Annotated in this window: 12 protein-coding genes; 3 read left to right on the plus strand and 9 right to left on the minus strand. The window is 47.7% G+C overall.

The window, feature by feature from the left end:
- Positions 1–741: DUF4114 domain-containing protein (locus QUB30_RS11160; RefSeq protein WP_333333142.1), on the minus strand; the 741-nt coding region annotated here is incomplete at its 3' end.
- Positions 742–914: 173 nt separating this feature from the next.
- Positions 915–1,145, minus strand: a complete 231-nt coding sequence (locus QUB30_RS11165; RefSeq protein ID WP_333333144.1) for a hypothetical protein — start codon at positions 1,143–1,145, stop codon at positions 915–917.
- Between the two features lie 641 nt (positions 1,146–1,786).
- Here QUB30_RS11165 and QUB30_RS11170 point away from each other — a divergent pair.
- On the plus strand, positions 1,787–5,308 hold the full coding sequence (locus QUB30_RS11170) for a hypothetical protein (RefSeq protein ID WP_333333146.1): 3,522 nt from the start codon (positions 1,787–1,789) through the stop codon (positions 5,306–5,308).
- Between the two features lie 437 nt (positions 5,309–5,745).
- Positions 5,746–8,619 carry a zinc-dependent metalloprotease gene (locus QUB30_RS11175; RefSeq protein ID WP_333333149.1) on the plus strand — a complete coding sequence of 958 codons (2,874 nt, stop codon included), beginning with the start codon at positions 5,746–5,748 and terminating at the stop codon, positions 8,617–8,619.
- A 253-nt stretch (positions 8,620–8,872) separates the two neighbouring features.
- Here the strand turns inward: QUB30_RS11175 and QUB30_RS11180 are convergent, their stop codons facing one another.
- The 7 genes from QUB30_RS11180 to QUB30_RS11210 all read right to left on the minus strand — a co-directional run bounded on the left by QUB30_RS11180 (position 8,873) and on the right by QUB30_RS11210 (position 12,314).
- Positions 8,873–9,496 (minus strand): Uma2 family endonuclease, encoded by a 624-nt coding sequence (locus QUB30_RS11180; RefSeq protein WP_333333151.1) that lies wholly within the window; start codon positions 9,494–9,496, stop codon positions 8,873–8,875.
- 79 nt (positions 9,497–9,575) lie between these two features.
- Complete coding sequence (locus tag QUB30_RS11185; protein ID WP_333333153.1) at positions 9,576–9,926, minus strand: DUF5615 family PIN-like protein; 351 nt, start codon at positions 9,924–9,926, stop codon at positions 9,576–9,578.
- Positions 9,923–10,252, minus strand: coding sequence for a DUF433 domain-containing protein (locus QUB30_RS11190; RefSeq protein WP_333333155.1), 330 nt, complete (start codon positions 10,250–10,252; stop codon positions 9,923–9,925). Before QUB30_RS11190 ends, QUB30_RS11185 begins: the two co-directional genes overlap by 4 nt.
- 16 nt (positions 10,253–10,268) lie before the next feature.
- Complete coding sequence (locus tag QUB30_RS11195) at positions 10,269–10,685, minus strand: hypothetical protein (protein WP_333333157.1); 417 nt, start codon at positions 10,683–10,685, stop codon at positions 10,269–10,271.
- Between the two features lie 87 nt (positions 10,686–10,772).
- Positions 10,773–11,000, minus strand: coding sequence for a hypothetical protein (locus QUB30_RS11200; RefSeq protein ID WP_333333160.1), 228 nt, complete (start codon positions 10,998–11,000; stop codon positions 10,773–10,775).
- A 144-nt stretch (positions 11,001–11,144) separates the two neighbouring features.
- Positions 11,145–11,891 carry a uracil-DNA glycosylase family protein gene (locus tag QUB30_RS11205; RefSeq protein ID WP_333333162.1) on the minus strand — a complete coding sequence of 249 codons (747 nt, stop codon included), beginning with the start codon at positions 11,889–11,891 and terminating at the stop codon, positions 11,145–11,147.
- A gap of 186 nt (positions 11,892–12,077) precedes the next feature.
- Positions 12,078–12,314: a DUF433 domain-containing protein gene (locus tag QUB30_RS11210; protein ID WP_333333164.1), complete on the minus strand. Its 237-nt coding sequence runs from the start codon at positions 12,312–12,314 to the stop codon at positions 12,078–12,080.
- A gap of 126 nt (positions 12,315–12,440) precedes the next feature.
- Between QUB30_RS11210 and QUB30_RS11215 the strand changes: the two genes are divergently transcribed.
- Positions 12,441–12,743 (plus strand): DUF433 domain-containing protein, encoded by a 303-nt coding sequence (locus QUB30_RS11215; protein WP_333333166.1) that lies wholly within the window; start codon positions 12,441–12,443, stop codon positions 12,741–12,743.
- Positions 12,744–12,746: the final 3 nt, after the last annotated feature.

Consider the following 12,746-nt stretch of genomic DNA (forward strand, 5'->3'; position numbering starts at 1 on the left):
AGCCGAAGTCGTCTCGGAATTGGGAATTTCCGAAACAGTCGGATTTTGAGTTTCAACTGCGGGGGAATTTTCGATTTTTGTTTCAGCCGAATTGGTTGTAGAAGTAGTATCTGGTTTTTTGTCTTCTAACTTAGTCTCAGTTTTTGGCGCAGCATAAGCTATCAATTCTTTAGCTTTCTCTGATGTACGCCAATCGGAGTTTTTGGCAATTACATCATCCATTGAAATGACTTTAGGGGTTGCGCCTTTGAGGGAAAAGATGATATCGTTATAATCTCGATCGCTCCCTTCCCCTATCCCCATATCTTCCATAACAAATATACTGCAGCCATTCACCGCACTGGCAATTTGTCCTGGTTTAAAAACATCGCTGGAATTAGCTGTCGCCATTGAGAATAAGGGTTTTTTGTCTCCATCAATTCCTGGATTGTCGTATACTTGTTGTATTGTGCCGTTGGGAACTACGATGATGCCAAGTTCGTCTCCGGGAGTCATGGCGAAGGTTTTAATTCCTCGGTATTCTCCGATATTGAAGTTGTTTTCTCCCTCGAAGCTAGAGAATTTTGCTGCGTCTGTACTGTCGGAAATTGCGATATAACCGAGGGAGGAGTTGCTTAAAGCGCGTCTGGCTACTTCTTTGATAAATGCTTCGGAATCTGGAACAAATTCCTGCATTCCTTTGAGGCTGATAATTCCTAGTTCTCCTTGATACCAGCCTCCATCTGATAGGTAATCGAACACAATTTTACCTGTTTCGTCTGCTTGGAAAATGCCGGAGTCGAAAGAGATGTTATTGCGAGTTGCTGGCTTGGTTGTATCGCCTGTGATTGCGTCGGTTTGAGTTGTAGATGTTTGCGGTTTTTCAGGAATGCTGTTGGTTGTTGGTGTTGAATCTTTGTTGAGGATGAAGGCGTCTATCTCTGCTTGTTGGGGAGATATTTCTGGGCTTTTTTCGAGGATTTGGTTTTTTGATTGTAATAGTTCAACGCTGGGTTTGTGGAGGAGGTTTCGTTAGTTGTTAGGAGAATTTTCGGGGGAAAAGAGTAATTATTGGTAGAATTTGCTAGTTGCAAGTCTTCTGCAAGGTCGGGAATGAGAGAAATATTGGCAGTTGTTTTTGGGGTAGATGCTTCGATTGGTGACATGATTTGAAGTGAGGTTTTTTGATGATGAAAGTGACTAAAATTATGCAGAAGTTGAGGATGTTAATCTTGAAAATATCGCAAGCAAAGCGAGTCCAGACGATGCTGGGATTTTGTTTTTTTTATTGAGGACGGAAGCTGCGATATCGACAGGTGAAAACTTGCCGATGCGGCTAAAAAATTGATGCGATCGCAATAAGTTGTTTTTTTATTGCTGTTGTTAACAGATAGATTTGAGAATATCAGTAATTTTTATCGATCGCAAGCGGTTTTCGCCATCTTGAAGTAAACTTCATCACAGCTTTAACTTATTTCCGTATTTGAAGCGTCACACTAGGAATTTTCGGCTTTTGACAACTTTGGACTGGCGATCGCCAAACTGATTTACCCATCAGTTGTATAAAAAGTAACTTAATTTGTTCGCAAAAATACGAAAAAACCGATTGCAAAAGTAAATGCTTTGGAAACTACGTTGTACAGTCCTGGACGCAGACGCACTATATGTAGTGTGGTGCGATTCCTAATAATTACTAACGACCAATGAGTGATGACTTCGCCTAAGTGAAGCCTAATATATGCCAAAATACGGACGAAATGTGCTATCTGTAGAAGACGAAAGCAGCCTTGACGAAATTTAAAGTCCCATGTTGAATGCGAACGGGAGCATATTGGCAGACAATCGATCGGCCGCGTCGCAGTGGGCGCAAGAAGCTTTAGGGCTTCCCGAAGTTCAAGTACAAGCGCGGTTGCGGGGAAATCACCTGCACATTTTGTGCGAAGCAGCGCAGTGTCCGTCTCAAGAATTGGTGACGGCGAGATTTACCCACGCGATCGAACAAACTGATTTAACGCGACTGCAGCCCGATCGACCTAAAATTTACCAGTTGTTTCTGTGCGGCCGCAAAATCGGTTCCCGACAAAATGACTGGACAGTCAGGCTCGATTGCAGCAGTCCCAAGCGACAGCAACAGCCACAGCAACCGGAACCAAAAGCTGCCGAAGTGCCGCCGCCAGCGACTTCCCCCGACGGCGAGCCGCCAGCAAGCCCTAAAAGAGGCGGATTTTTCGGCAAATTTAAGAATGACAACCGCAAACTCAAACAGACACCAAAACCGGTAGAAACAGCAGCCCATTCGCCGCAAGTACGGGAAGAACTGGATTTTGACGCCGAAAGTCTGCCCATCGCCTCCCGGATTCAATACCCAGAAGTTTTTGAAACTTCCCCCGTGACGATCGACACTTCGGCTGCTGCGACGCGGGAAGCTTTTAGTTCCACCGTTCCCCCGCAGCAGAAAGCGAACCGTGGCGCAGTGGCTTTGATTCAATCCCCCGAAGCCGACTCCGGCGAGGGCGATGGCGGTGGAACATTGACGGTTTCGCCGGAAACTTTGGCGCGCCGGGGCTATCCAGATGCGATCGCCAGCTATCTCAGCGAAATCCTCGGGCCGATGGGAGTTTCGGTGAAAGTAAGCATTCGCGAAAAAGAACTCAAAAGCAGCCGGGAAACCCTGCCGGTCAAGGGGCCGGAAAATATCAAGCCCAAGGAACGCCGGCTGCTGGTGCTGTGCGAGTCAGCTTACAGCCCCGACCCCTCATTGCTGGCAGAACCCATCGCCGGCAGGCTGCGGAAACTGCAACTAGAGGATTTCCGGGAAGCAGTGATCGGCAGCCAAGTGAGCGGCGAAGCGAAGCCAGACTGGCTGCTGCGGGTGGATTTGACTTCGCCGGACACTATTCTCAAGGAATGGGCGAGGTGGGGAGACGTACAGTCGATCGCCAAACTGCTCAACCAACACTTGGCAGCATCGAGAGTCGAAGTGCGAGCCACCCTCAAAGAAGCAACCCTCCACCTGTTTTGCAGCAAAACTGCCAAAAAAGGACAAAAACCTAAACGGCAAGAATACCCCGACAAGCAGCAAACTACCGACGCGATCGCCCCATTGTTAGCCTCCTTCGCGCCCCAAGGCATCCGCGCAGCTACTATCTACGGCGTAGAACCAGCCAAGGACTCTCAGGCGGAGCCGGAGTCGCCGGTGTGGATAGACTGGGTGGACTTGCCTGCCGCCCACCACCCCGACTTAGCTGCGAGCGCTAGAACGCTGGCAGCCGAGGGCGACCAATTGGCTCTGACTTTTTTATTGAACAGGTTGCTCAACCCCAATCTCAGACGCAAGCTGGAAACAGGAGGGATTCGGGCTGTCGTGCTACACAAAGCCGACGTGCTGCACGTCATGACTGAAGCTCTGACTTGCCCTTCTCAATCGAAGGTAGGCCCGCCGGTGGCGAAATTTTTGCGGCACTTACAAATTCCGGGAGTGGCAGGAGTGCGAGTCTACGGGCGGCGCGCCGGCCAGAAACTGCCCCTGTGGCGCTACGCAATTGACCTCCGAACGGCGGTTGACGAGGAATCAGCGGCGGCACCCGCACCGGCTGCTTCGCCACTGGCTGTGTTGGAAAAGGAACCGATGCCGGAGTTTGCGCCGGCCGAGGAGGGGAGTTTTTCGGGTTTGGGGGAGAATTTGGTGTTCGATGCTCCGGTGCCCAACTCCTGGCGGCCGCGCTTCAAAATCCGACTCCCCGGATACAACCTGGGCGAGCAGTTAGTTCAAGCTGCAGTGCAACCGCTTGTCGCTTCGGGTTTGTTTGTTCCCAACGACGGTTTGTCAACGAATGCTGCTGCGCCCGGTGGCGTGAGAGCCGATCGCGCGGCGGGAATGGCCTTGATTTGGGCGATCGCCGGCTGTCTGCTGACTTTCAATACCGATTGGCTCCTGGGTCTATTTCTGCAATCTGCGCCGGTCAGTCAAGCTCCTAGCGCCTCCGAAGTTTGCAGCGGCCCAAATTGTCAAAATTCATCCCCCAAGGCTTTGGGCGACGTTACAGCCCCACCTCCGAAGGAAACCCCGAACTCCGTTCCCCCTGCTGGGGAGGCGAATTTGCCTCAAACTCCGTTGCAGCCGTCGCCGGAAGCGAACGGGGAAGAGGTGTTCAACGGCTCTGGGTTTACGAAACCGGGAAATACTAGCGTTCCTGTAGTTGAGGTTTCTGCTCCTCCAGTGTTCCCAACTTTGAGGAGCGAGCAGCTTGACGATCAGATAGCGCGCTATCAAGAGTACATTCACCTGCACAAAAAACCGCCGGATATTTTAATTGTCGGTAGTTCGAGGGCGCTGCGGGGTATCGACCCGGCGGTTTTGGAAACCGCTTTGGCAGCTTCGGGCTACCCGGGGCTGAAGGCTTACAATTTTGGGGTGAATGGAGCTACTCTCCAGGTTGTAGATTCGATCGTCCGCCGGATTTTGCCTCCGCAACAACTGCCGAAATTGTTGGTGTTGGCGGACGGGGCGAGGGCTCTCAACAGCGGGCGGCCGGATTTGACTTTTAGTGCGATCGCTTCTTCGGAAGGTTACAGGCAATTGTCCCGGGGTAGTTTTCTGATCCGCACCAATCAATTAGAGGCCCAAGAATCGAATCCGAGTGCAAAAAATCCGGTGGCGACTGCGACTGAATTGGTACACAATTTGGGACAAACTCAAGCTAACGTTCAGCAATTGGTGAGTCAAAAGTTGGTGCAGGGTTCTGCAATTTACAAAAAGCGCGATCGGCTCAAAGGGTTTTTGCGATCGCTCGCGAATCCATCAGCCCCTGTTGCAACCGAGAGTCCCCAAACCGGAGTGCTGGGCCAACAAATAACTGAAAACGCCCAGCCAATTGCTGGGGGTAAAGAACCCAGCGAGTTTCAACCAAACGGCTTTTTGCCGATCGATATACGCTTCAATCCCGATACTTACTTTCAGAATCACCCGAAAGTATCTGGCTATTACGACTCCGACTATCAAGATTTTAAATTGATAGGCGAACAAGCTCTAGCACTCAAAAATCTGATCGAATTTACCAAGGTTCGCAACATCAATTTCGTGTTTGTGAATATGCCTCTGACTGAAGATTATTTAGACCCCGTGCGGACAGGTTACGAACAAGAATTCCGGCAATATATGCAAGAATTAGCAGCTCAAAGCGGACTAATTTTCCTAGATAAGAGCTTATTGTGGCCCCAGGCGCGGGAATCTTTTTCCGACCCCAGCCACCTCAACCGTTACGGTGCTGTTGCAGTTTCTAAGCGGTTGGCTCAAGATCCCATGATTCCGTGGCCGGCGAAAAAATAGTTTTGACTTTTGAGTTTTGAGTTATTTTAGAAGTTAAATGATTTAAATCTGCTTGTAGGGGCAGGTTCAGGACTATCTACGATTCTGATTTAACTCACAACTCATGCAAAGCAAAGCGTTGCGGGAGCGTCCCGATTTTGTATAAAGCGTTGTTTAGGAGTGCGATGTCATCCCGCACAGCAAAGTGTATCAACCCAGGGGCATCTAACATAATTTTACGGTTCCTCAGCGGAGTGTTTATGACAGTCCAGTTTGATGAAATTCTTGTGGGGTGGTGTCCCGACCCAAATATATAACTTAGATCCCCGACAGCTTATCTCTCGTTTGGATATCCCACAGCCAACACTCCTGTAAAAGCTCTCATTGGAACTATCGCAGCGTTGCAAGTGCGACGCGGCTATCTCAAAAATATTCTTTCCTGCGGCTAGATCCTGAAAATGAAAAAATTGATATTTCCTGAAAATCGCAAAAATCAACAGATAAAAAGTCCCCGAAAAAATTTGCCTTTGATATTTTTTATATTATCTTTAGTGTTTTTCTGTTTCAGTTTGTATAAAGGTTTATTTTTACCTTTTGCTTTATCATCTGGGCCGCCCAGCAACGAACAAAATAGCGAACAGCCAACTCTGGCACCCTTTGAACAGGTTGTCAAAGACGCGCAAAAGTTAGAGGGACTATTTACCCTTTACCGCAATCAAGCAACTAATAAAGTTTATCTGGAAATTACACAGCAACAACTAAATAAAAAGTTTCTGTGTTTCGTGACACTGGCTTCGGGTTTGGGGGAAGGGGGCATTTTTAGCGGATTGCCTCTGGGCGATTTCTTGTTTCAACTGCGCCGAGTCCAAAATAATGTGCAGTTTGTGATACCAAATATTAATTTTCGCACCAGTCCGGGCGACCCGCAAACTGGTTCGGTGGCAAGGGCATTTAGCGACTCGATTCTATATTCTTTGCCGGTCAAAAGCATTCATCCGCAACGACAAACTCTGTTGATAGATTTAGGGGATTTGCTGATGAGTGAAAAGCGCGACTTACCAGGAGTAAAAGCGATTTTACCGCTGATTTTGGGCGCTTCTTACTCGCTCGATGAAGACAAATCTTATTTTAAAGATGTTAAAGCGTTTCCGCTGAATGTAGAAATTGCTTCTATTTACGGTTTTTCTAGCGATAATGACAGTGAAGTTAACTATTTACCATCGATTCCTGACAGTCGGGCTTTTAACCTTCGCATTCACTACAGTTTCTCGGAAGTGCCGCTAAATAACGGCTACCGCCCCAGACTTGCGGATGAGCGAGTGGGCTATTTTCTCACAGCATATAAAGACTTTTCTGACAAGAGCAGGCGGGAGCCTTTTGTGCGCTATATCAATCGCTGGCATCTGCAAAAGCAAATCCCGACAGCCCCGATGTCGCCTCCGGTGCAGCCGATCGTCTTTTGGATAGAAAATAATGTGCCTCTGGAATACCGAAACGCAATTCGCGAGGGAGCTTTGGAGTGGAACAAAGCTTTTGAAAAGGCAGGTTTTACTGAGGCAATTCAGGTCAAACAAATGCCGGACAATGCTAAATGGGACCCGGGTGACGTTCGCTACAATACTATTCGCTGGTCGAGTTCTTTTGAGCCTGAGTTTGCCGGCCTCGGGCCGTCTCGCACTAACCCGCTGACCGGAGAAATTTTGGATGCTGACATTCTGTTGGATGCTAATGTTGTACGGCAAATCAAACAGGGCTATCGGTCTTTGGTGGAACAAAATCGCTCGGTATCTAAGAGTTTTCAAGGGCGAAACGGTTCTAATACCAATCCCTGTCAGTTCGGAATGTATTCTCGCTATTTGAATGTGCTAGAAAATGGGGATTTAGGAAAAAGCAGCGGGGAAAACGATCGAGGTGGAATTGCTGAGGATTTGCCGACTTTGGTAGAAAGATACCAGGAGCAAAAACGATCGCCTTTATCGCGGTTGATGTCGAGTTCGGATCTGTGTTTTGGGTTGGAATCGAGCCGACAGTTTGCGCTCGGGGCAATGTCGATGGATCTGTTGGAAAATACAGCGCCTAGCAGTCCGACAATTGACAATTATGTTAATCAATATATCAGATCTTTGACGGCGCACGAAGTCGGTCACACTCTTGGTTTGAGGCACAATTTTCACGGCAGTACGATGCTGCAACCGGAGGATTTGAACAATACTCAGGTAACTCGCACCCAAGGTATGATTGCGTCGGTGATGGATTATGTGCCGATTAATTTGGCACCTGCCGGAACTGTGCAGGGCGACTATTTTCCAACGATTGTAGGGCCTTACGACGATTGGGCGATCGAGTACGGTTACAAGGTGATTGGCGGCGCAAACCCCAACAGCGACTTACCAGCGCTGCAACAAATTGCCAGCCGCGCTGCGGAACCCCAATTAGCTTACGCGCCGGATGAGGATGCTGTTGACATTCTCGATCCTTCTGCAAATACCTTCGATCTCAGCGCCAATATGCTGAGGTATTCGCAATGGCAATTGGATAATGCTAGGGCAATGTGGAAGCGTTTGGAAAAGCGAATTCCGGTTGGGGAAGAGGGTTATAACGAACTGCGGGTGATGTTTGATTCGGTGTTCGGGTATTATGTTCAGCAGGTGATGAATGCGACTTTGTATGTGGGGGGACAGTCGTTTAATCGGATTCGCCCTGGAGATACTAATGCGAAGTTGCCGTTTGTGCCGATCGAACTTTCTCAGCAGCGAGAAGCTTTAGCAACACTGGAAAAGTACGTTTTTGCGCCGGATGCGTTTAGTTTTGCCCCGGAATTGCTCAACAAATTGGCACCTTCGCGCTGGGAGCACTGGGGAAGTCCGGCTTTGGTGTTTCCTCTAGATTACCCGATCGGCGATCGAATTACTTTTCTGCAGCGGTTTGTGCTGCGAGTTTTGCTATCGCCGGTGCGCTTGGCGAGGCTGCGGGATGCGGAGTTGAAATCAGCGCCGGAAACTGCTTTGAGGTTGCCGGAAGTGTTGGATACTGTGCAAAAAGATGTTTGGAAAGAGGTTTTGCAGCCGGAAAAGAAGATGCGGATTTCAACTTTTCGGCGTTCTTTGCAGCGGGAACATTTGGCGATTTTGATGGGAATGGTGCTGCGAAAAACGAGTGTTCCAGAGGATGCGCGGAGTTTGGCTTGGTACGAGTTGCGGCAGTTGCGGGAGGGTTTGAGCAAAAGTATTCGGAATTTGGATCGGAATGCGGATGCTTATACGCGGGCTCATTTGGAAGAAACGCGCGATCGAATTTCTAAGGTTTTGAATTCGCAAATTCAGTCGAATTAATTAGGGGGTGCCGAAACCGGGTTTTTGAGGAAGATATTTCGTTGCCGCCCGCAGATTTTGTCAAAAACCCGGTTTCTGAGAATCTCAGTCAAGTTAAAATAATAGCGATCGCCCATCAATTGACAAAACCTCCGTTATTTCTGACTTTAACCAAGGGGATGGTGGATAGCTATCGTAATTGATGAAATAATTGTATGCCAATTGCTCGTACAGTTCGTCAACTAACGATTGCAACTCTAATAATTTGCCAACACTAAACTTGTGTCATCGCAACGATTTGAGCGATCGTTAATACCAACTGAGGAAACGTTGGAGAAACAATAATGGCTTCTTCTTGATATCGCTGTGCCTGATATTCACCATCGATTAAGCGGTTGATTGTCACCGTAGACTGTTTTGGAGAACCAATATACTGAACGCCTCCCAACCCTGCATAATCAACGATCCAATACTCCAGGATTCCTAAAGTTTCATACTCATTCAATTTGATGCGGTAATCATCCCGCCAATTCGTACTGACAACTTCGATCGCCAAGGGAGGTGGAATATAGGCAGCAGCAGAGGCAGAACTTTGACGCATTCTGACCCATTCTTCCTTGGCAAACACCACAATGTCGGCTTTACGACTCGATTCAATTTCGCCCGGGGCAGCGTTCAATCTGACTTGTTTACTTTGTCGAGGAACGTAGGGAAGGTTCAAGGATTGGCAATGATCTACCAAGAGACGACATAATCCATCGACGACATCCTCATGTTTGGCTGTGGGTTCACTCAAGGGCATGGCAACTCCATTGACTAGCTCGAATGACCTGCCGGAGTCGTCATCCCAGTTGAGAAATTCCTCGAAGGAAAGGGTTTTTTGGGCGATCGCAACCATTGATATTAACCTTTTGCGTAGGTTGGCTCTCTGTTGTCTGTTTCTAGCTTAACGCTTTCGATATCCATTTTAGTGTGCATCAAAGGGGTAGCTTAGCAATACGATCGACCCATTCCTCTGCACTAGATGCTGCCCAAATCAAGAGTAGTTCTTCGATGACAACTTCCATCGGTATTTTTCGGGAAACAATAATGACTCCGGCACTCTGATTGGTAGTAATGAAATTAGCAAATTCCGCTGGCATTGTTTTTCGATCGTGGCTGACGAGAACACGTCTTTGCTGTGCTGCAATTGCCAGCACGTCGGAATCTTTAACACCTTCTAACCCAGCAGCCAAGGCAGTTTGAAAGTCGATTGTAGATTCTCGTCGCAGTAATCCTGTGACGATTGCCTGATTCAAGTCAGCATCAGCTTGGTAGCGAATATTCAAGATCGCACCTGCTGTCTTGCTGCCTTAGCTGCCATCAGTTTGTTGTACAAAGCTCGATCGCTGGTTTGTAGAGGTTGAGGCATGGCATCAAATGCGGCTTCTTCGGCGGCTAGGTAAGCATCGATTTCAGCGCGGTTGGCTAGATAAAAGGCGATCGCACCATAAACCTGTTCCAGTGTCAGTAGTGGGAAAGACTGAACAATAGTTTCGGGCGATAATCCTTGTTGGAAAGCATAGGCGATCGAGTCAAGAGAAATCCGAGTTCCTTCAACCCAATAGGCATCATTCCGATATTCTATGTAAGTTTTAACTGCTACAACTGGCATAAATTTTTTTTAGACTCTAACTACTTCTGATCGTAGACGGAAGAACCCGCAGGCAGCCGAGGGTCTGCATGAGGTCTGTCAGAGGTTGGTTGCGAAAGGTTGCGAGTTGAATTAAGGCTTGAATGCGGGCAACATTGAGTTGTTCAAGGCGATCGCTCATTTGGATCAGTTGATTGTGTTCTTCGGGAGTCAGGGTTTCGGCATGACGCTTGGCGATGAGGGCATGGTATTCTTCCCAGGTTTGTGCACTAAAGCCGATGTTAATTTGTTGCAGCAAGTCGGCTTCTGTAGGTTGGGTGGTTGGAAGTCTAGGCTGGAGGCGTTCTTGCAGGGCGTTGAGGATGTAGCGATCGGGTTCAACGCCCTGTCGAGATGCTTCAGTGCGGATTTGGTGTTCGAGTTCGGGAGAGAGGTTGAGGGTGATGGTGGTCATGGTTATCTTGGCAGCAACATCTATTCATCATTTTAGCGATCGGGCTTTCACCTTATCTCGAACTTCATCGCCTAGGACTTCTCGATTTTACTGCCCGCGTCCTGGTTTGCAATCTACGAAACCTAATGCTTCTGTGTCGAGAAAATTGGCGATCGAAATGGCGATCGGATATTCAATTTTCGCAGCACGCGCAATTAGAGCAGCTTTAATTCGTTCTGGCAAACGTCCCAAAATAACTTCGGCATCAGGAGAAAGTTGTTCTTGAAGTTTAGCTTGCATGACATTCACCTTTGGGTTGGAATTTGATAGATACATTCAAGCCACTACCCAACTCAGATTTAGCGGTCTAACGTTGCCAATCACCCGCCGCAAATTACCTCAGACTGCCACCGACAGGATCTCGACGGTCGGGTGCATTGGCGTTGTTCGAGTGCGCGCATCTCTTGCCGTATTTTGATGCTACCGCAAAAAAGCGCGTAACTTTTCCAGTTCATCACCCTGTAAACACTTAGCAAAAGAACGGTGGGTCCGAGCATTTGGATGGGGGAGAAAAGCAAAAAATCTTTCACGATTCCCTATCTCAACGAACTCGGATATTGAATTTGCTGTAGAGATATTGAATTGGCTTTGAATCACTTGCTTTGCGCGTGCCCCCAGTACCACTATCACTTTTGCTCTTGCTAGTTTTAAAACTCTCAACAAGTAGGCTTCCACACATTGCTCCTGTGCTTCTTCTACACCAGTTTCGGCACGAGACTTACAATGCACTATCTCGGTAAGCGCATAATCAATGCCTGGACTAACGTTCCGTTGAAGTAGCTCAATCGCACGTTGTCTAACCGCTGCCCAAAATCGAGTAGAGCGACTATATTTCCCGTCTTTTAGCAAGGATTTTGTACCATCAACGATCCAGTGCTTACGTCCTCCTCCAAAACGGTAATTGAAATAATCGTGTACTTCGCTACATGACCAATCCCAAGTTGGGTAATCTTCATCAGAGCCAATTGATGGATTTGAACTCAGGAAGAGAATGGGTGCTTGCTCTATCTGTCCACTCCAAGGTTCAGGCACTTGAAATTTTTCTAACCCAATTGCATTTTGAGAGTCAACAATTGTACGACATGGATTTTCAACAGAAAGATCTTCTTGACACTCTCGTGCATGGGGACAATGAACAATTTCACTTAGCAGAGTTTTTTCAGACATTCCCAAAATATATCAACTGATTACGAGTTTACGAAAATCTAGCAGTCGAACTTATAATTGTATCGCAGTTGCGGTACAATACCCAATAGAAGAGAAAAATACCGCAGATCGCTGATGTATTTCACCAAAGGTAGCCAGTAATCCACACATCAATTGCTGGCGATCGATGAGAATTCAACCAAATTGTCATGCGGCTAAAACGGGATGGTCGAGTTTGCGGACTGCATACAACAGCGCAGCTTTAATATCCTCAAGTTCCCAGTCTGGCAATTCTTCGAGAAACTTAAAAATTTGCTCACCCGCAGCTAGCAACTCTAGGATATCGATGACTCGAATCCGCATTCCCCGGATGCAGGGACGACCGCCACATTGTCTTGGGTTCACTGTGATTCTGTCAAACAGATAAGCAACGGATGCTGGCATTGGTTAAAATTGTTTGAAACCTTTGTCTCTAGCTTACCTCATTTATCGCTCGAAATTCACACCGCGATCTAATTCCTCGATCGCTATGCTGTAATAGAGATCAGTCCATTCAAACTTCGATAGTTTATGACCGCAGCAGTATCTATTGACATTGGTACGCTCATTACACGCACTCCCGGACTGCATGGTGGATGTCCTCACATCGTCGGTAAAGGCGTTACCGTTCGCCGGATTGTAACCTGGTACAAGCGAGGATTGACTGCTGAAGAGATTTGCGATCGTATCGAACATCTCACCCTCGCCGAAGTCTACGCTGCATTAACTTACTATCATGCCAACACCGCAGAAATTGAAACTGATTTGATTAATCAAGCAGCAGAAGCCAAGCGTTTTGAAGCTTTGTACAGCAACTTTGGTAAAGAAGCATGAGTG

The organism is Microcoleus sp. BROC3 (assembly GCF_036702515.1).
Lineage (GTDB): Bacteria > Cyanobacteriota > Cyanobacteriia > Cyanobacteriales > Microcoleaceae > Microcoleus.